This is a genomic window from Cytobacillus firmus NBRC 15306 (assembly GCF_001591465.1).
In the GTDB taxonomy this organism is placed as follows: domain Bacteria; phylum Bacillota; class Bacilli; order Bacillales; family Cytobacillaceae; genus Cytobacillus; species Cytobacillus firmus.
Map to the genome: position 1 here is coordinate 1 of NZ_BCUY01000029.1, position 20100 is coordinate 20100.

At 43.8% G+C, this 20100-nt stretch carries 19 protein-coding genes; 14 read left to right on the plus strand and 5 right to left on the minus strand.

Annotation, left to right across the window (positions count from 1 at the left end):
* Positions 1-45: 45 nt before the first annotated feature.
* On the minus strand, positions 46-1104 hold the full coding sequence (gene mnmH / locus BFI01S_RS10295) for a tRNA 2-selenouridine(34) synthase MnmH (protein WP_061792543.1): 1059 nt from the start codon (positions 1102-1104) through the stop codon (positions 46-48).
* 371 nt (positions 1105-1475) lie between these two features.
* On the opposite strand from mnmH, the gene BFI01S_RS24590 reads away from it, so the two are divergent.
* The 3 genes from BFI01S_RS24590 (at position 1476) to BFI01S_RS10305 (ending at position 3030) form a co-directional block, all read left to right on the plus strand.
* The gene (locus BFI01S_RS24590) at positions 1476-1574 is read left to right on the plus strand and encodes an NAD(P)-binding protein (RefSeq protein ID WP_323805928.1); all 99 of its coding nucleotides are present in this window, start codon (positions 1476-1478) and stop codon (positions 1572-1574) included.
* A gap of 115 nt (positions 1575-1689) precedes the next feature.
* On the plus strand, positions 1690-2430 hold the full coding sequence (treR, locus tag BFI01S_RS10300) for a trehalose operon repressor (protein WP_235831152.1): 741 nt from the start codon (positions 1690-1692) through the stop codon (positions 2428-2430).
* Between the two features lie 84 nt (positions 2431-2514).
* Positions 2515-3030 carry a type 1 glutamine amidotransferase domain-containing protein gene (locus tag BFI01S_RS10305; RefSeq protein WP_061792545.1) on the plus strand — a complete coding sequence of 172 codons (516 nt, stop codon included), beginning with the start codon at positions 2515-2517 and terminating at the stop codon, positions 3028-3030.
* 313 nt (positions 3031-3343) lie between these two features.
* Here BFI01S_RS10305 and BFI01S_RS10310 read toward each other — a convergent pair whose 3' ends face one another.
* On the minus strand, positions 3344-3574 hold the full coding sequence (locus tag BFI01S_RS10310; protein ID WP_035326433.1) for a DUF1128 domain-containing protein: 231 nt from the start codon (positions 3572-3574) through the stop codon (positions 3344-3346).
* Between the two features lie 250 nt (positions 3575-3824).
* On the opposite strand from BFI01S_RS10310, the gene BFI01S_RS10315 reads away from it, so the two are divergent.
* Both BFI01S_RS10315 and BFI01S_RS10320 read left to right on the plus strand, forming a co-directional pair.
* Entirely contained in the window at positions 3825-4205 is a 381-nt protein-coding gene (locus tag BFI01S_RS10315; RefSeq protein WP_061792546.1) for a YtxH domain-containing protein, read from the plus strand.
* A gap of 19 nt (positions 4206-4224) precedes the next feature.
* A complete protein-coding gene (locus BFI01S_RS10320; RefSeq protein ID WP_061792547.1) occupies positions 4225-5049 on the plus strand; it encodes a YihY/virulence factor BrkB family protein in 825 nt (274 codons plus the stop codon).
* A gap of 345 nt (positions 5050-5394) precedes the next feature.
* Here BFI01S_RS10320 and BFI01S_RS10325 read toward each other — a convergent pair whose 3' ends face one another.
* Positions 5395-7317, minus strand: coding sequence for a heavy metal translocating P-type ATPase (locus BFI01S_RS10325; RefSeq protein WP_061792548.1), 1923 nt, complete (start codon positions 7315-7317; stop codon positions 5395-5397).
* Positions 7318-7530: 213 nt separating this feature from the next.
* Positions 7531-8709 carry an MFS transporter gene (locus tag BFI01S_RS10330; protein WP_061792549.1) on the minus strand — a complete coding sequence of 393 codons (1179 nt, stop codon included), beginning with the start codon at positions 8707-8709 and terminating at the stop codon, positions 7531-7533.
* 160 nt (positions 8710-8869) lie between these two features.
* Between BFI01S_RS10330 and BFI01S_RS10335 the strand changes: the two genes are divergently transcribed.
* The 4 genes from BFI01S_RS10335 to BFI01S_RS10350 all read left to right on the plus strand — a co-directional run bounded on the left by BFI01S_RS10335 (position 8870) and on the right by BFI01S_RS10350 (position 12998).
* Entirely contained in the window at positions 8870-9253 is a 384-nt protein-coding gene (locus BFI01S_RS10335; protein ID WP_061792550.1) for an OsmC family protein, read from the plus strand.
* Between the two features lie 131 nt (positions 9254-9384).
* The gene (locus tag BFI01S_RS10340) at positions 9385-10527 is read left to right on the plus strand and encodes an acyl-CoA dehydrogenase family protein (protein ID WP_061792551.1); all 1143 of its coding nucleotides are present in this window, start codon (positions 9385-9387) and stop codon (positions 10525-10527) included.
* Between the two features lie 178 nt (positions 10528-10705).
* A complete protein-coding gene (gene cax, locus BFI01S_RS10345; protein WP_061792552.1) occupies positions 10706-11767 on the plus strand; it encodes a calcium/proton exchanger in 1062 nt (353 codons plus the stop codon).
* Between the two features lie 409 nt (positions 11768-12176).
* Entirely contained in the window at positions 12177-12998 is an 822-nt protein-coding gene (locus BFI01S_RS10350; RefSeq protein WP_061792553.1) for a YfkD famly protein, read from the plus strand.
* Positions 12999-13037: 39 nt separating this feature from the next.
* On the opposite strand, the gene yfkAB is transcribed toward BFI01S_RS10350, so the two are convergent.
* Positions 13038-14153 (minus strand): radical SAM/CxCxxxxC motif protein YfkAB, encoded by a 1116-nt coding sequence (gene yfkAB, locus BFI01S_RS10355; protein WP_061792554.1) that lies wholly within the window; start codon positions 14151-14153, stop codon positions 13038-13040.
* 170 nt (positions 14154-14323) lie between these two features.
* Between yfkAB and BFI01S_RS10360 the strand changes: the two genes are divergently transcribed.
* From BFI01S_RS10360 to pdaA, 5 genes are all read left to right on the plus strand, one after another.
* Positions 14324-14953: a hypothetical protein gene (locus BFI01S_RS10360; protein WP_061792555.1), complete on the plus strand. Its 630-nt coding sequence runs from the start codon at positions 14324-14326 to the stop codon at positions 14951-14953.
* Between the two features lie 140 nt (positions 14954-15093).
* Entirely contained in the window at positions 15094-16800 is a 1707-nt protein-coding gene (ggt, locus tag BFI01S_RS10365) for a gamma-glutamyltransferase (protein WP_061792556.1), read from the plus strand.
* Positions 16801-17088: 288 nt separating this feature from the next.
* Positions 17089-17271 carry an SE1561 family protein gene (locus BFI01S_RS10370; protein WP_035326476.1) on the plus strand — a complete coding sequence of 61 codons (183 nt, stop codon included), beginning with the start codon at positions 17089-17091 and terminating at the stop codon, positions 17269-17271.
* Positions 17272-17446: 175 nt separating this feature from the next.
* Positions 17447-19000 carry a fumarate hydratase gene (locus BFI01S_RS10375; protein ID WP_061792557.1) on the plus strand — a complete coding sequence of 518 codons (1554 nt, stop codon included), beginning with the start codon at positions 17447-17449 and terminating at the stop codon, positions 18998-19000.
* A 118-nt stretch (positions 19001-19118) separates the two neighbouring features.
* Positions 19119-19910 (plus strand): delta-lactam-biosynthetic de-N-acetylase, encoded by a 792-nt coding sequence (gene pdaA / locus BFI01S_RS10380; RefSeq protein ID WP_061792558.1) that lies wholly within the window; start codon positions 19119-19121, stop codon positions 19908-19910.
* Positions 19911-20100 lie beyond the last annotated feature (190 nt).

The following is a 20100-nucleotide window of genomic DNA, read 5'->3' on the forward strand; positions in this document are numbered from 1 at the left end:
GATAAAAATATTACTTTTGTCGCTCTCAAAAAGTAATGCTCCGCGTCATAAGACGGGAGCATTTTGCTTTTCAATTATTTGAATAACCTGATGTGCAGCTGCTTCCACATCATCTGCATTTACATGGTGGAATTCGCCCTCATAGTCCTGCTGTTTAAAAGCATAGCGCGGATCGTAATAGTGTTCTAATAAAAGCTTGATAAATAGTTCGTAGTTCTCCGTTTCAACTGATTCATCCAGCTGCTCGCGGATTTCAGTATCCTTCAGCCGTTTTTTAATAAACACTAGGCTTTCATCCACTTTCGGCTTGAACCATTCTTCTTTTTGAAAAGGTGCAACATAGTCACGGAGGATGCGCTGGACACGTGATTCGATGCTTGCAAACATATCAATGTGGATTGCGGTTTTTTTAGTATCCAGCAGCTCGTCCGGCTGAACAACCTTGCCAATCCGCTTACTTTCAGCTTCCATGATGATATAAGGGGACCCTTTAACCTCTGAAAGGGATTTATACAAAAGTGCATCAAATGTTTTTTGAGTGCTGCCGTCCCCCATGCCAAAGGAACCGAAGATCGAACCGCGATGGCCTGCCATTTCTTCCAGATCAAGAACAGGATATCCTTTTTGACTTAATACCTTCAGCACATCTGTTTTCCCGACGCCGGTCATTCCGTGCAGAACAACTGCTTTTTCAGGAATCAAATCTGCTGTGTTTTCCAGAATATATTGACGGTAAGCTCTGTATCCTCCAATTAAACGAGGGATCGAAACACCGGCATATGTGATAAATGTAGTAACCGCTTTGCTGCGCATGCCGCCGCGCCAGCAGTAAATGACAGGCTGTAAGCCATCATCTTTAAGGTCTTTGATTTTCTGCATCATGGACGGAATTTTAGGTGAAACGATTTCCATCGCTCTCCACTTAGCGGCATCAGAGCCTTCTTTTTTATATAGTGTTCCGATTTCCACACGTTCTTCATTGGTGAAAAGCGGTACATTGACAGCACCGGGAATGCTGCACTCCTCAAATTCGATTGGAGACCTGACATCGACCGGAACTGCGTTGTTCATTTGGATATATTGTTCGACTGCTATTTCTCTCATTTTATTGCCTCCAAAATTAAAGTGAAACTCCAATCAGTGGGGGGGTTCCCGCTGGTTGGTTAGTTGAACTAATCGGGCCTTACGGGCAGTTTGGACCCCGTTAATTCACCTTTGAATTTTACTGCAGTTTCTAGTGGGGATCTTACTGCCCGTTAGACTGCGAAAATGCTATATATCGCCCGAAAAGGAACGTTAATTGATTTTACTCTCTCTATTATACAAGATTTTGAAATGATAGGTGTCTATCACAATCATATTCCTATTTTCAAAAGTTTGTTCTTATAATTTTTTCCAGACATTGTAATATCAGCATATCCATTGGTTTTGCTTTTTAAAAAGGAGGTTAAATAAAAGGCAAAGGTGGTTGAAACATGTCCTTGAATACAGAGGTTGCCATTATAGGCGGAGGGATTGGTGGTTTAACGCTCGGACTGAAGCTGGCTCAAGCCAATATTGATGTCACCGTTTGAAAGTGAAAACCTTCAAGCCTGTTGTCACGGAAGGCGGCTGGTATTTTATCCAGCTGTCCAACCGATAATTCAAAGCAAGCCCGTTTAATGGTAGAATGGTGTTAAATTGACTGAAATGGTGATTGAAATGAGAAATAATAAATATTTAGTGATTTATGAGGAGCTTTCCCAGCAAATCCAGGAAGGCAAGTATCCCGCCAGATCCATTCTGCCATCTGAACATGAATTGACGGAGATGTATTCCACTTCAAGGGAAACCATCCGCAAAGCCTTGAATTTGCTTGCACAAAACGGTTTTATTCAGAAAATCCGCGGAAAAGGCTCGATAGTGCTTGATTTGAAAAAGCTGCAGTTTCCCATATCGGGTCTGGTCAGCTTTAAAGAGCTGGCCGGGAAGATGGGGCAGCGTGCTGAAACGATTGTGGACGAATTTTCGCTTATTCAGCCTGACGCAGAAAAGATGAAGCATCTCCATATTGATAAAGATGAAAAGATATGGAAAGTCTATCGTGTCCGGAAAATTGAAGATGAGCGGATCATTTTGGACAAGGATTTTTTAGTTGAGAAATATGTACCGGGCTTAACCAGAGAAATATGCCAGAGCTCTATTTTTGCCTACATTGAGGGTGAACTCGGAAAAAAAATAAGCTTTGCCAAAAAGGAATTTACAGTGGAAGAACCAACCAATGAAGACCGCAGGCTTCTTGATATGGAAGGATTCCATGCCATTGTCGTGGTGAAAAATTATATTTATTTTGACGATGCCACTCTTTTTCAGTACACAGAATCCAGGCACAGGCCGGACAAGTTCAGGTTTGTTGATTTTGCGAGAAGAATGGACAGCGGGGTGTTTTAAAAGGTAAACATGCTTTTTTGCGTTTAATATTGGCCATTCAGGGAAATCTTCTTATGTGAAGATTTTTAAAAGGAGATGGTATAGATGAGTAAAAAAATCGCATGCTTAATTACCGAGATGTTCGAGGATAGTGAATACACGGAACCAGCTAAAGCATTCAAAGAAGCAGGACATGAAGTGGTTACAATTGAAAAGGAACAAGGCAAATCCGTTAAGGGCAAACAGGGTGAAGCCACTGTTCAAATAGATCAGAGCATTGATAACGTAAATCCGCAGGACTTTGATGCCCTATTCCTGCCAGGCGGTTTCTCACCGGATCAGCTTCGTGCCGATGATCGATTTGTTCAATTTACAAAATCCTTTATGGATGAAAAGAAACCAGTCTTTGCGATCTGCCACGGACCGCAGCTGCTGCTGACAGCCAAGACTCTAGAAGGCCGCGACGCAACCGGCTACAAATCCATCCAGGTTGACATGGAATACGCAGGAGCCAAATTCCAGGACTCAGAAGTCGTCGTCTGCCAAAACCAGCTCGTCACAAGCCGCCAGCCGGAAGACATCCCGGCATTCACACGTGAATCGCTTAAATTGTTAGGATAATGAAATGGACAGCCCTCTGCCTGATTTGGCAGAGGGTTTTTAATGTTTGATTAATGTATTAGTTCAGGGATTATCCATCCGGGCTTTGATATTGTTTAATTCCTTATTAATACCGTGCTGATTGGAGCGGAGGGGTCTCGACTCCTACGAGAGTAGCGAGCCAGGGGAGACCCACAGACGCAAAGCGTCGAGGAGGCTCCCGGTAGCCCCGTGGAAAGCGAGGCCCCGCAGCGGAAATCAGCACTCTAACTCAACAGCTGCAAATTCAGTCATATGCATAACAAAAAGCAGCCCTAAAAAGGCTGCTCCCAAATTATTTATTTTTCCTCAAATTCCCAAGCTCTTCCACCAAAGCCTGCATTTCATTCGGGCTAAACGAATCCTTTTTCATGACAAGGTCATAAATATCCTTTAATTCCTCATACATTTCCTCATCAAAATGTGAAGGCTTAATAGCACCTAAGTTCAAAACTTTCAGCTTCTCCTTAATAGCCTCAATCATAAACTCCACATTCTCAACCGATTTCTCCGATAAATTATTCATTTAAGACACCCTCTCATTGCTATGTAGTTGGACGCACATACTTTTCTTTTCATCTTTCCACGATATCAGCAAATTGTCAACTTAAATTAGGCTTGCATGTACCATGGAAATTAGTAGAAAATAAAGGAGAGATTTGTACAAATTACACATGATAATACAGGAAAAGGATGAGTCAGGTTTCGTTAAAGGGAAAAAAGGGAAAAATTGAATCAAATTTTCATATAATAATTTTGCTAAAGGAGAATAAAATATGGGGAAATCATTGTTTTGGAAAGGTGTCATTTATGGAGCGCTGGCAGGCGGTGCGCTAAGTCTTCTTGATAAATCCACAAGGGAAACTGTTTTTGACAATTGCCGGAAAACGTCCAGCAATGTCGGCTATTACTTAAAACACCCAAGTGAAGCCGTGAATCAGGTGAAGGATGTTTCCAATAAGGTCAAAACCGCCATTGACCAGGTTAGTGAAGACGTTGCCTTTATTACCGGCACTGTGGAAGAAATAAGAGAAATGGCACCTGAAGTAACACAGATTGTTCAGAATACAAAGCAGGCCTTTTCAGATATTAAGCTGAAGGGATCAGGCGAACTGCCGGAAAAACCCGCTGACGATTCGGTTCAGATTCCGCATTAATAACAAGTGAGGTGTTGGAATGGGACGAACTTTTTCGGCTCTGATTCCAAACTTATGGAGAAGAGTAGAAGAAGATGATGTTTTTGGACTTGCTGCCCAATTGGCGTATTTCTTTCTTCTCTCTCTTTTTCCGCTGCTGATTTTCCTGGTCACGCTCGTTCCTTATTTGCCGATCACGCAGCAGGATATCTTAAATGTTGTCCGTGATTTTGCACCGGGAGAGACCATGAAGCTTATTGAAACCAATATCTATGAAATTACGCAGCGAAATGGAAAGCTGCTTTCCTTCGGGATCATCGCGACGCTCTGGTCCGCTTCAAATGGAATCAATGCCGTGGTGAAGGCTTTTAATAAGGCGTATGACGTAAAGGAAACCCGTCATTTTATTATTGCACGCGGGATGGCGATATTACTGACGTTTGCGATGATTTTTGTGTTTGTACTGGCTCTGCTTCTTCCTGTTTTCGGAAGACAGATCGGCTTTTTTATTTCTTCGGAATTTGGTTTGTCTGGCCAATTTCTGGCGATATGGAATATGATCCGCTGGTTAGTGAGTCCTTTCATCCTTTTTGTGGTGTTTACAGGGTTGTACTGGATTGCCCCCAATAAAAAATTAAAGTGTATTAGTGTTGTACCTGGTGCCATTTTCGCAACTGTTGGCTGGGTGCTGTCCTCCCTTGCCTTTTCATACTATGTCAGCAGCTTCGGCAATTTCTCCGCGACATATGGAAGCATTGGAGCTATTATCGTCCTTATGATCTGGTTTTACATATCCGGTATTATCATCATTCTGGGCGGGGAAATCAATGCCATCAATTCGAAGATCAATAAAGAGGATTGCTGATAAAAGTTTCCTTCTTAAAAAGACCCTCTCCGTTACACAATAGTAATGGGGGAAAATGAATTCATTGGAGGGAACCGATATGACAAAACACACGAAAAAAGACGGCGGCACTAAGCAAAAAGGCAAAAACAAACCAAAACAAAAAACATCCGGTTCTGCTAACGGGCAGAACGGCTATCATTAAAAAGAAAAGCGGAAGCGCCTTCGGAACAAGCCAAAAACGCTTGTTCCTGCGAAGAACATCCAAGGAAGCTTTCCCTTGGTGCTCACCCCCGACACCTCGAGGGGGTAGGCTGCTTGCGCCAGACATAAAAAAGCCTGGGAATCTGAATTCCCAGGCTTTCCTTATGATCTTAACAGCCTCAGGCTGTTTAAAATAACCAAAATGGTTGATCCTTCATGGCCGATTACTCCATAAGGAAGGTCAAGCAGCTGCAGGAAGTTGGATGCAATCAAAAACATAATCACTGTGATTGAGAAGATGACATTTTGTTTGATGATGGTATTCATGCGCCTTGACAGTTCAATGGCTTCAGCGATTTTCGGCAAGTCATTTTTCATTAAAACCACATCAGCTGTTTCAAGCGCTACATCCGTTCCACCACCCATGGCGATTCCGACATTGGCAGTGGCCAGGGCAGGGGCATCATTAATTCCGTCACCGACCATGGCGACATTGCTGTATGTTTCCTTCAGCTTTTTCAAATGCTCCACTTTGTTTTCAGGCAGGCATTCGGCAATATGCTCATTGACATGGCTTTCGCCCGCAATTGCTGCTGCGGTTGTCCGGCTGTCTCCCGTCAGCATGATCGTATAGATTCCCTGTTTCTTTAAAAGGTCAATGGCCTGTTTGGTTTCTTCGCGTACAACATCCTTCAGGGAAATTAGGCCGATGATTTCATCGTTTTTCTGGACAAATACAACCGTCTTTCCTTCGCTTGCCATACGGTCGGCAGCTCCGTCTGCAAATGCCATGGCCTCTGTTTTACCGACAAAAGAAGCTTTGCCGATTTTCCATTCATCATGACCAACCTTGGCTTTGACCCCAAATCCGGTCACATCTTCAATGCTTTCCGGGTGGATTAGGGCATCTGAAAGTGTGCTCTTGGCATATTTGACAATGGCATTGGCCAGCGGGTGGTTCGAGTGACTCTCGATAGACGCCACCTTTAGAAGCAGTTCTTCCCTGGAAATATTATCTCCGGCTACTACATCGGTTACTTCCGGTTTTCCTTTTGTCAGCGTGCCGGTTTTGTCAAAGGCAATCGCCTTAAGATGGCTTAAGTTTTCGAGGTGCACACCGCCTTTAAAAAGGATGCCATGTCTCGCTCCATTCGAAATGGCTGACAAAGTCGCAGGCATGATGGATGCTACCAGGGCACAAGGTGATGCAACAACAAGAAGGATCATGGCCCGGTAAAAGGTTTCTGTCCAGCTCCATCCTAAAAGAAAGTGTGGAGCAAACATCATCAGAACAACAACAGCCAAAACAATTTTGACATAGGTGCCTTCAAACTTTTCAATGAAAAGCTGTGAAGGGGATTTCTCGCTTTGAGCTGATTGCACTAGCTCAATAATTTTTTGAAAAAGGGTTTCGTTATTCGGTTTTGTGATTTCAACCGTAATCGATCCGTTCAAATTCACAGTACCGGCAAATACCTGGTCATCCGCCCCTTTTGAAACAGGCAGGGACTCACCCGTAATAGCGGCTTCGTCCAGGGATGAATGGCCTTTTACGATGGTTCCATCAGAGGGAACCCGCTCACCTGGCTTCACTAGGATAAAATCCCCAATTTCCAGCTCGGAAACATGGACACGCTCCTCTGAACCGTCTGTGATCCTCAGGGCTTCTTCAGGCTGCAGCTCCATAAGAGAAGAGATTTCCTTATGGCTTTTGTTCATGGTGTAGGTTTCCAAAGCACCGCTGACTGCGAAAATAAATATCAGGATTGCGCCTTCTGTCCAATAGCCGATAATCGCTGAGCCGATTGCAGCGAAAATCATCAGCATTTCAACATTCAATTCTTTATTCTCAATGGTTTCTTCGATGCCTTCTTTCGCTTTCGCAAAACCGCCGATTATGAAAGCCAGCAGGTAAGCGGCAATTGATGGGGTTTCCATTCCGCTTCGGTCTAACAGCCAGCCTGTCAGAATCAATACACCGCTCAGAAGTGCGGCAATTAATTCAGCATGGGGTTTAATTTTTTCTAAAAGATTTTCTTCAGATCGATTGCTGCTTTTAAGCAGAGCCTTTGCCTCCATACTCATCGTTTGTCCTCCTAAAATGGTTTTAATGTTTTTTCAATTGTCTTATTGAGAAGAATAATCACATTCAATACCCCTAAAAAACGACGAAAGCTGCCACCAGATAGGTGACAGCGTTAAAATCAGTAATGCAGCTTGCACTATGCAATTATGGTAATCTATTACACTTATATTACTATATAACCTATGAAAAGAAAAGCTAAACAGTTACGTGAATTAAAATGACTGGCTTTTCTCCAATACCTGCCCTTTGTTCCCAAAAAAGGTGACAGCACCAAAAATAATCAGCAGCATCACACTGATAATATTGAAAAAGCTGATCGTCTTGAATAATTCTATGAAAAGGCCGCCGAAGTAGGGGCCAATCAAGCTTCCGATGCTGAAGGCTACGCCGCAAAGCAGGTTGCCTGTTGGAAGCAGGTTCTTTGGCATTAAGTCTGCCATATAGGTGATCCCAAGTGAAAAGGTTGATCCGACGGCCATGCCTGCAATGAATAGGCAAATGGTCAGCGCAAGCACGATTTCCTCGAGCAGGCTAGCTGCGACAAAGCTGATAAATCCGATTAAAAGAACACTCATTAATACATTGCGCCTTCCGAATTTATCACTCATGATCCCTAAAGGAAGCTGGAATAGGATGCCCCCGATCGCAAATGAAGTCAGCAGCAGGGATACACTTGAAACTTCGAGCCCAATGCGCAGGCCATAGATGGGAAAGCTGCCGTTCAATGAAGCTTCTAGAAATCCATAGCCCATTGCCGGCAGGAAGGCAACCCAGCCATATTTTGTGGCTTTTGAAAAACGCTTCATTGTTTCTCTGAATGAGTTAATTTCTATGGATTGTTCAGGGAAGTCATTTTTTAAAGAGAATAAAAACAGCCAGGCAATCAGACATAGAATAGAAGAAATGATAAACGGCATGGTTTCATTGATTTTGACAAGCGGTGCCATTAATGGACCTACTGCAAATCCCACTCCGAAGAAAAGTCCGTACAGGGAGATATTCCTTCCGCGTCTGTTTTCCGGGGAAAAGGATGTGATCCATGTTTGCGTTCCGAAATGCAGGGCATGGTCGCCGATGCCGATAAGAAGCCGCAGGATGAACCAGAACCAAAACGATTTCCACAGCGGAAAAAGCATGAGAGATACGACTACTAATAATCCTCCAAGGATAATGACCGGCTTGTAGCCGTATTTTCGCAATGGATATTCCATAAAAGGTGAAATGAGAAGGATTCCAATATATAATCCTGTTGCATTTAAACCATTCAAGCTGGAGGAGATGCCGTCATTTTCAAAAATAATGGCAATTAACGGCAGCAGCATTCCCTGGCTGAAGCCTGAAATGGCCACAATGCTGATGAGAATCCAAAAACGCATTGTTTCTTTATTCATAAAAAAACCTCTTTTTCTGACGTGAAATATAAATGTCTCCTAAATGATGGTATCGGGAATAAGTTCTCTTGGCAAGAGTAAGTTTATGGTCATAATAGTTTTGTTTGAAAGCAAATTAGTGTAATCTCTACTAATAATAAGAAAAAAAGGGGCGAATACCATGGAATTTAAAATGAAGGAAGAAGCAGGCTTTTATGCCGATTTGCCATTCGGACGTCTGGAGGTGGCCGGGGATGAAGAGTATGGCTTCAGGCCGTACCAGCTGCTTGTCGCTTCTCTGGCTGTTTGCAGCGGCGGTGTTCTGAGGAAAATCATGAAAAAAATGCGCATGGAATTCGAGGATATCCAAATAAAAACAAGTGTAGAACGAAATCCTGAAAAGGCTGACCGTGTGGAAAAGGTACAAATCCACTTCATTATTAAAGGAACGGATTTGAATGAGGCGAAGCTCCACAAGGCATTGGAATTGACCAGAAAGAATTGTTCAATGGTGCGCTCGGTGGAAGAAAGCATTGAAATAGAAGAGACATTTGAACTTATTTAACACGCAGACAGGGAAGGGGATGCCTTTTTCCTGTTTTTTAATACAGGCCTACTTTTGTGAAAGGCGGGAGAATAATAGTATAATAATTCCTATACAAATAATAAGAATTTAAGTGAAACGAGGTGCCCTCATTGAAATTCCAAGACTTAAAGACCGCCGAAGAAAGAATTCGGCTTATGGAAGAGCTCTCAAAAAAATTTTTATCAAGAGCAGCCAAAAACGATGAAGAAGGCCTATTTCCGTTTGAGAATATGAAAGAACTAAAAGAATCCGGCTATACTTCCTTGACCGTCCCTAAACGATACGGGGGAAAAGAAGTCTCCCTTTCTGAATTTCTGCAGCTCCAGGAAAAGATAGCGGAAGGAGATGGCTCCACCGCTCTGTCCATTGGCTGGCATATGGGGACCATCAAAAGCCTTGGCGAGAAAAATAACTGGGAAGAAGCAGTATTTAAAAAGCTGTGTGAAGACGTCAAAAAGGGTGCCCTAATGAATAACTGTGCAACAGAACCGCAGACGGGCAGCCCGACAAGGGGAGGCAAGCCCGTTACCTCTGCACGAAAAGAGGGGAATTCCTGGATCATTAATGGCAGAAAAAGCTTCACAACCATGGCTCACGTGCTGGATTACTTCAATGTGAGCGCCACGATTGAAGAGAGTGGAGAGATTGGGAACTTTTTAATTCCGGGAAATTCTGCAGGCCTGGAGATTGAGGAAACATGGGACAGCATTGCTATGAGAGGAACAGGAAGCCATGATCTTCTTATAAAAGATGTAAGGGTGAAGGAGGAGGCCCTTGTTGAGCTTTTTCAGCCCGGCCAAAAAGGCGCTGCCGGCTGGCTTCTCCACATTCCGGCCTGTTATTTGGGCATTGCACAAGCTGCACAGGATTATGCTATTACCTTTGCGAAAGATTACTCCCCGAACAGCATAAGCGGTGCCATCATTGATTTGCCCAATGTTCAGCAAAAAATTGGCGAGATGGAATTTGAACTTATGAGAGCACGCCATTTCCTTTATTCAGTTGCAAATAAATGGGATGAAGCAAACGATGAAACGAGAAGCAGGATGCAGCCTGAATTGGGAGCAGTCAAGCTGGCTGTAACGAACGCGGCCATTACAGTGGTCGATTTGGCCATGCGGGTGGCAGGTGCCCGCAGTTTATCGGTGAAAAATCCCCTGCAGCGCTATTACAGGGATGTGCGTGCTGGGCTGCATAACCCGCCAATGGATGATATGACAATTCAGGCATTAGCAAAAAATGCGATAAAGTAACGAAGAAAGCTGCTGTTTTAGACGGCAGCTTTTTATATTTCCAACGGTTCAAGTTTGAATTTTTTCGGAATCGGCTAAAGAGAAAGTACGTTTTACATAAACTCTCTGCATATAATCACATAGGCAGGAATGTGCAGGCAATACTAAAAAATATTATAAAACGTAAGGAGTTAAAGATATGACAAATAAAGTGTTTATGGTATTGGCGTTTGCGGGTGTTCCGCTGTCTGTCATCGGAACATTGATGCACTGGTCCAATATATTGCTGTTTGTGATATACTGCATCACAATTATCGCATTGGCCAGCTATATGGGAAGGGCGACAGAAAGCCTTGCCGTAGTAGCGGGTCCCCGAATTGGCGGATTACTGAATGCCACCTTTGGAAATGCGGTTGAACTTATCATTTCGATTTTCGCTTTAAAGGCTGGCCTGATCAGTGTCGTACTTGCATCACTGACAGGATCCGTATTGGGGAATCTGCTTTTAGTGGCAGGACTGTCATTTTTCGTTGGAGGAGTAAAATACAAGACCCAGTCCTTTAATGTCTTTGATGCACGCCACAATTCAGGACTTCTGATGTTTGCGGTCATTGTGGCTTTTGTAATCCCGGAGGTTTTTTCCATGACCATGGATGAAGCTGAAACGATTACGTTCAGCATCGGCATTTCTGTCATTTTAATCGCTCTGTATTTAGCGGCTTTGTTCTTCAAATTGGTCACCCACCGGGGCGTCTATCAATCAAAAGAGGAGAGCAAAAGCTCTCATGAGGAGGAAACCCCCGAATGGAGCAAAGGGAAGGCCATTGCGGTGCTAGCCGTTTCGACCATTGCCGTTGCCTATGTATCAGAGAATCTGGTGCATACCTTCGAAACAGTCGGAGAAGCGTTTGGCTGGACAGAGCTGTTTATTGGGGTAGTCATTGTAGCCATCGTCGGAAATGCGGCAGAGCATGCTTCTGCCATCATTATGGCTTATAAAAATAAAATGGATATTGCTGTTGAAATTGCCGTTGGTTCCACACTTCAGGTGGCTATGTTCGTAGCTCCTGTCCTTGTACTGCTTTCGCTGCTGTTCCCGACAGCCATGCCGCTTGTTTTTACATTACCTGAGCTGATTGCCATGGTGACGGCCGTCCTGCTGATGATTGTCATTGGCAATGACGGGGAAACCAACTGGTTTGAAGGAGCCACTCTCCTGGCAGCTTACGTAATCATGGGGATCGGATTTTATCTTTTATAGCAAACAGAAAACCGGCTCTGAAAAATCTCAGGGCCGGTTATTTATAAGGGTATTTAAGTACTTTTCTTAAAGGATTATGTTTTTTCAGAGAATGGTTCTGTTCGCTTTCTGTCATTGATCACCAACCTTCATGCTGATTTTTGATCATTAACCTGACTTGCAGATGACTTAACAAAAAAACGATTCTCCTCCTTTTACATAGTAGTGGGGTTGATTTCCACTGCCCTCCTTTAATTTAGTAATCTCATTATAACCCTTTATTTGATATTTGTAAATATTCTGATTTTTACAATTTTGTTACAAAACAATCGAAACAAAGCTTATTTTGCATGGGAGGGATAATATCCCCCTTCTCCGAAAAAACTAATATCAACCTAAAAAGATTGTGACTTGAAAGGAGAAAGACATCATGAAAAAATACGTAAGCATTCTTTTTTTAGGTCTTATACTATTGCTGTCATTCCACCCGGCCGCAGAAGCGCAGAAAGGGACTGACAAGCCGGCAAAACAGCCAGCGAAAGCAATCACTATCCCTAATTCGGTGCTGAATGTAACGAAGGAAAATACGTATCCGAATCCTGCGCAGGATATGCCGACGCTGCAGCCGAGCGAATTAACCCAGCAGCTCATTGATTCATCGAAGGTCACGATCGAAAATCCGGATCTCATCCGGATGCTGAATGAAACCTCTGTCAGCAGCACTCCGTTCGCTCTTGGCTATAGAGCGATCGTCTATCTCGGTCAGTGGCCGTTAAATTATGAGTCTGCCGAAACCTCCCCAAATTGGGAATATCAGCGGATAAACACGAATTATTTCGATAACCGTGGCGGCAAGGCGCCATACCAGATTCATTATGTGCAGGAAGCCCAAAAAGTTGTCCGCGGGGGTCTGACTGCCAAGGTTCCCAATGCCGAGGATGTTAAAGAGATGATGCTCCTCAAGGCCATGGAGAAATCAGGTCTTCCTCTTGCTTTTGAAACGATTATAGGCGCAGGCACCAAAAAGGATCATATCTATAATATTCCGCCTAAAAGATTAGGCTATCTATACGGCTATGCTCCTGCCATCAACGAAAAGGGGAAAGTCACGTATGGAGAAGTGTATTTGATGCTGAAAGGCAGCAAAAAAATGATTGTCATTAAAAATGTCACTTCACAGGGAATAGGTGCCTGGATTCCGATTCAGGATCATGTGACATTTGGGTTTGTTGTTTCAGAAAGGCCAAGGTAATAAAATCAGCCAGCCCAACATTCGGGCTGGCTGATTTTTTTAGATATTCGAGCGTCTGGTCTTAAAAATTGTTTCTTTATAGTAGCTGTTCTTCACAAGAACGTTAGGGCCAAGGCATTTTACACCGGCACAATGACAGTTCAGGGAATCGGCGAGTTCCGTTCTGCTCCATTTCTGATAAATATCCTCAAGCTGATCGGTCTGGATATTCCCAAGCGGCGGTGTATCACCAAAGTCAGTAACAATGACATCACCCGTGAAAATATTAACATTAAGACGTGATCTTCCGTCTGGATCATTTCGGACCGTCACATTTTTGGATGAGTGCAGTCTTCTTAGAAGCTCCAGGTCTTCTTTATTGCTGCTGCAGGCATAAAAGGGCAGGGTGCCGAACAGCATCCATGTATCTTCATTCCGGACATCCAGAAGGTGGTGGATGGCTGATCTCATTTCTTCAAGAGTTAACGTTTCTAATGAGGAGGCGAAGTCTGAGGGGTACATAGGATGCACCTCATGGCGCTGACAGTTCATTTCTTCTGTAATCTGTTTATGGATTTTCTCTAGATAAGGCAATGTTCGTTTATTGAGCATTGTTTCAGCGGAAACCATTACCCCCGCTTTTACGAGCTCCCTGCTGTTTTCAATCATCCTGTAAAAAAGGCGCTGGCGCTGCTCTATTGTCGGCTTTCGTTCCATCATCGCAAAGCCGCCTTCAATAAAGTCCTCCTCCGTTCCCCAGTTATGAGATATGTGAAGGACATCCAAATAAGGAATAATTTTTTCATAACGTGCTAACTCAAGCGTCAGATTTGAATTAATCTGCGTTCTGACTCCTCTGTCGTGTGCATAGCGCAGCAGCGGCGCAACATAATTTTCAACCGATTTTTTTGAAAGCATCGGCTCTCCGCCTGTTATGCTCAGTGATCTTAAAAGGGGAATTTCATCCAGCCTTTTCAGAAGCAAATCGATTGGCAGTGCGTCAGGATCTTTCGGCTGAAGGGTATAGCCGACAGCGCAGTGTTCGCAGCGCATATTGCATAATACTGTTGTGGTAAATTCAATATTTGAAAGCACCATTTTTCCGTGCTGATCGATTTCGGAATAAGCTTCCCATGGGTCATATTCCGGTGTGATAGGTGAAAGTTTTGTTTTCATATGTAGCTCCTTAAAAATATAAGTCCTTTGTCATTATTTAATCTTTGGGATCTATTGTCAATCGATAGTTTGGACTAAAAATGACGTAATAACGTTTAATTTCTCCTCCTGCGGGAATTAACTCAATATCAAACGAGAAACACTTTTAAAATAAAGAGGAGGATATGAACATGGAACAGAATAACACTTATAATACGACAAACACAACAACTGCTTTGAGGTCTGATTACGGTCAGAATATGGACATGAATTATGACAATGGACAAAACAGCAAGCTGATGAAAGGGATTATGATTGGCGGTATTATTGGCGGAGCCTTAGCTATGCTTGATACCTCAACAAGAACGAAAGTGAAAACGAAAGCAATGGACCTTAAGGATTCTTCAGCAAATCTCATTTCAGAAGTAAGGGAAAATCCCGGTGATGTTAAGGAAAACATGATTAACCAATTTAAGAGTGCTTCCAATACCCTTAAAGATGCCATTAAAGACGCCCAGAGTTTATATCAGCGCGTCAATGAAGATGTTTTCGGCAATATGGATGTGGTGAAGGAAGTGTCAACCGACGCCATGTCAACAGCGAAGGATGCGAAAAGCGAGCTGGCTGATATTGGTTCAAAAGTGAAAGAGGCTGGCTCGGAATTAATGGAAAGCCCTGTTGAAAACAGTGGAACTTCCTCAGGCTCAAACTATCAAGGTACAGGCTCAGTGAGCAGCACTAATACTGCTTTCCCGGCAGAGCGCGGTGAAAGTGCAGTTACCTACAGCCCTGAGACTCAAAAAAACAGCAATAACCTTTAATAAATGATATTAAAAAATCCTCTGCTCTTATGAGTGGAGGTTTTTTATTGGTTTTTTTTCCTAATGATGGTTGTTTTATATTTTCAAGGAGGGGGTAACCCTTAATTATAGGTACAGGACAATTTTTGGAGGTTACATTTATGGGTTATAGACGAGGGAAATCATTATCAAATGATATGGAAAAACAATCTCATGAAAGAGAAACAGCTGTTGGAACTGCGGGGATGGTCGTCAGTCCTCATTCAGTTGCCACAGATATAGGCGAAAAAATATTGCGGGAGGGCGGAAATGCAGTGGATGCTGCAGCCGCCATCCAATTTGCTCTAAATGTTGTAGAACCAATGATGACAGGCATCGGCGGAAGCGGATTTTTAATGGTTTACGACAATAAAAAGAAAGATGTAAAAATATATGATGGCCACACAAGGGCTCCAAAAGGCGTGCATCCGGAAATGTTCCTTGATGACAATGGTGAAGTAATGGATTTCCGCAAACGCTCTACCCATGGATCAGCAGTGGGCATTCCGGGTATTCTAAAGGCTTTTGATACAGCTCTTGAGGAGCACGGATCCAAGCTGTTAGCCGATCTGATCCAGCCGGCAATCGAAGCTGCTGAGAGCGGTGTGGAAGTGAATTGGGTAATGGAGGAAGCTCTTCAGAACTTTCATTACAGACTTGGAGAAGAGGCTAAAGCTTTTTATTTCCCTGAAGGCAAAACCTTGAAGGAGGGCGACAGGGTAGTTAAGGATCATTTAGCCCATACATTCCGGATCCTGCAAAAAGAGGGGATTTCTTCTTTTTATGAAGGGGAAATTGCCGAAGCAATTGTAAAAAGTCTTGAAGAAGAAGGCGGCTTTATGACGCTTGAGGACCTGAAAAATTACAGGCTTACGATTGACGAACCGATCTGGGGCGAATATAAAGGCTATAAGATTGCTTCGTCCGCTCCTCCGAGTGCAGGCGGTGTAACCGTCATTCAAATATTAAAGATCCTGGAGAAGTTTGACTTAAAACAATATGAACCAAAGTCCTGGGAGAAGTATTATCTGATTACGGAAGCTATGCGGTTGGCTTTTGCTGACAAGGTTGCCTATTCAGGTGACCCGGAATTTTCAGATCTCCCGATTGAAGGGCTGCTGCATGATGATTATATTGCTGAAAGGGTCAAAGCCATTAATTTTAAAAGAAGAAATGATGCAATCGATTTTGGGAACCCATGGAATTACCAGGAGGGCGAACCAAAGCAGATTATCCGCCAGCCGGATGATTTAGAGAAAAGTGAAACGACCCATTTCACGGTTGTCGACCAATGGGGCAATATTGCTGCATGTACATCCACCGTTGAGCACCCATTTGGGTCAGGTATTATGGTAAAAGGTTACGGATTTTTATTAAATAATGAGCTGACAGACTTTGATGCCAACCCGGGCGGCATCAATGAACCAAAACCGGACAAAAGGCCAGTCAGCTGTAAAAGCCCGACGATTCTGTTTAAAGATGATCAGCCAGTCCTGACACTCGGTTCTCCAGGCGGACCGACCATTATAGGATCGGTTTTTCAGACGATCGTGAATGTTATTGATCATAACATGAATTTAAAGGAAGCGATTGAAGAGCCCAGGATCTTTGCCACAACAGGCCCGCTTATTGAGTGGGAGCCGGGCATCAGCATGGAATCCAAGGGAGAAATGGAGTCCATGGGGTATGAATTTGGAGATAAGCCAAGCAGGATCGGAAATGTACAGGCCATCCAGATTGACCGGGAGAAAGGCCGTATATATGGAGCGGCTGACTCCAGCCGTGAAGGGAAGGCAGCCGGAATTACTGAGGAGCAAATAAAGAGCTGATGCCGTTTTGGCATCAGCTTTATCGCAGTCTAACGGGCAGTAAGACCCCCACTTCAAGACTCAGAGAAATCCAAAGGAAGATAAATGGGGGTCAAACTGCCCGTAAAGGCCAGATTGGTTCAACTAACAATCAGTGGGGATAAGGAAAACCCCACTGATTGAAGTTTCACTTTATTTCTATAAGCCGATATATTGAGCGGGTGATAGAGGGGCATATTAAATAAAGAGGAGTTTGCCGTATAGCCGTTTTTCATGTAGGATGTAATCGAGACGAAAGGAGAGAACGTTTTGGGCAGTCCGATTCAAGACAAAAATTCACAGGTTACTTTTCTAAAACAGCGCTTAAATATGTTCCTGGACGTACTGGAAGCTATTGAGCCGGAAGACACTGAAATCGAAGACATCGACCGTCTGATTGAAATGATCGATGACCTCGAATCCAAATGCCGTGAATTTAATAACCGCGATTAACAATAGGAGCCTGAGGGCTCTTTTTTTGCTGAAAATTCCTTTTTCATCCTGTAAACGATTGCAACCTTTATCTTTAAATACACATCAGATAGGAGTATAATGGTAGACGATTAATAATTATAATTTTCATAAAAGATATAGCGATATAGGGAGCAAAGGGAAGGGGACTAAAGCAATGAATATCGACAAATTTCAGGAAAGCATGTATCAGCTGATTGTTGAGACATCCACTAATCTTCCGCGTGACGTGCGCCGTGCGATCAAATCAGCGAAAGAAAGAGAAAATGCCGGCACAAGAGCGGCGATGAGCCTCGATACGATTACAAATAATATTAAAATGGCAGATGATAATGTGTCGCCAATCTGTCAGGATACCGGCTTGCCGACATTCAAAATCAAGACGCCTGTCGGTGCGAACCAGCTGGTTATGAAAGAAGCGATCAAAAACGCAATAGCCCAGGCAACCATGGACGGAAAGCTTCGCCCGAACTCTGTTGATTCTTTGACAGGAGCTAACAGCGGTGACAATCTTGGCTTTGGCACCCCTGTTATTAAATTTGAGCAATGGGAAAAAGACTATATTGACGCACGCCTGATCTTAAAAGGCGGCGGATGTGAAAATAAAAATATCCAATACAGCCTTCCATGTGAACTTGACGGCCTTGGCCGGGCTGGACGCGACTTGGATGGAATCCGCAAGTGCATTATGCACTCTGTATACCAGGCACAGGGACAAGGCTGCAGCGCCGGTTTCATCGGTGTGGGAATCGGGGGAGACCGCTCTTCAGGCTACGACCTGGCAAAAGAGCAGCTGTTCCGTTCTGTAGATGATGTGAATCCTATTGAAGATCTACGCAAGCTTGAAGATTATGTGATGGAAAATGCCAATGAGCTTGGCATCGGAACAATGGGCTTTGGCGGGGAAACAACGCTCCTGGGCTGTAAAGTCGGTGTGATGAACCGTATTCCTGCCAGCTTCTTCGTATCTGTTGCTTATAATTGCTGGGCGTTCCGCCGCCTTGGAGTGGCAATCGGCATGGAAACAGGCGAAATTAATGAATGGATGTACCAGGAAGGCGAGCACATTGACTTTGGTGCAACTGAAGCTGAACTTGAGACAGCGGCAGCAGCAGAAACAGCTGAGCAAACAAACATCGTGACACTGCAAGCTCCGATCACGGAAGAACAGATTCGCGGTCTTAAGGTCGGAGATGTCGTTCAAATCAACGGCATGATGTACACGGGACGCGACGCCATCCACCACCATTTGATAGATCATGATGCTCCAGTTGACCTTAATGGACAGGTTATTTATCACTGCGGTCCGGTTATGATGAAGGATGAAGACGGCAAGTGGCATGTAAAAGCAGCCGGTCCGACTACAAGCATCCGTGAGGAGCCATATCAGGGCGATATCATGAAAAAGTTCGGAATCCGTGCTGTTATTGGAAAAGGCGGAATGGGGCCGAAAACATTGGCAGCACTTCAGGAGCATGGCGGCGTTTACTTAAATGCAATCGGAGGGGCTGCACAATATTATGCAGACTGCATCAAATCTGTTGAAGGTGTGGACCTGATGGAATTCGGTATTCCTGAGGCCATGTGGCACCTTAAGGTTGAAGGCTTTACCGCAGTGGTGACAATGGATTCCCACGGCAACAGCCTTCATCGTGATGTAGATAAATCTTCACTTGAGAAATTGGCTCAGTTTAAGGAGCGGGTATTTTAATATAGGAACGAGAGAGGCTGCTTGCGGTCTCTCTTTTTTTGTGCATTTTTGCCAGCCGGCTCTGTGAATGTTTTTATTCCATTCACAAACACTAAGAAAAAATATTGGAGGAGCTCAGATGAAAAAATTAAGTATCTTCCTGAGTGTATTTATTTTGTTTTTTTCCGGAACAGCTTATGCAAACTACGGCAACTCGCCGGTTCATTGGGGATTTAAAAAAGCAAAAAATGAGGTGCCCGCCGAAGCAGGAAAGCCGCTTGATTCGCTGATTGAACGGCATGGCTCTTATTATAAAGGCGATACAAGCAAGAAGGAGATCTATTTAACATTTGATAATGGATATGAAAACGGCTATACCGGACAGGTGCTGGACGTTCTGAAAAAGGAAAATGTCCCTGCTGCCTTTTTCGTGACAGGCCATTATTTAAAAAGCGCACCGGATCTCGTTAAGAGGATGGCAGCTGAAGGGCATATCATTGGCAACCATTCCTGGCATCACCCTGATATGACAAGAGTAAGCGATGAAAAATTCATTAAAGAGCTTGAAATGGTTCGTGCGGAAACTGAAAAGCTGACTGGTGTTAAGCATATGGCTTATTTGCGGCCGCCTCGCGGGATATTCAGTGAACGTACATTGGCTCTTGCGAAAAAGGAAGGCTACACGCACGTATTCTGGTCACTGGCTTTTGTAGACTGGAACACTGATCGGCAAAAGGGCTGGCAGTATTCCTACGACAATATTATGCGCCAGATTCATCCGGGCTGCATTCTCCTGCTGCACACTGTGTCAAAGGATAATGCCGATGCTCTTGAAAAAGCAATTCAGGATCTGAAAAAACGCGGGTACACGTTTAAGAGCCTTGACGACTTGACATGGGAACAGGCGATTGGGGAGCGGATGCTGTACTGATTTGGTTTGGCCGGTAAAATCTTTAATTCGGCCGATAAATAATGTACTTTGGCCGGTATCTTCCTTAAAATGGCGGTAAAACTCCAATTACGGCCGGTAAAACAGCTGAATTTCAATATTTGCATGAAATAGACCCGTTCTTCAGGGTCTATTTTTATATAAGCGAACAATTTTAGAAAAATAACAGCAA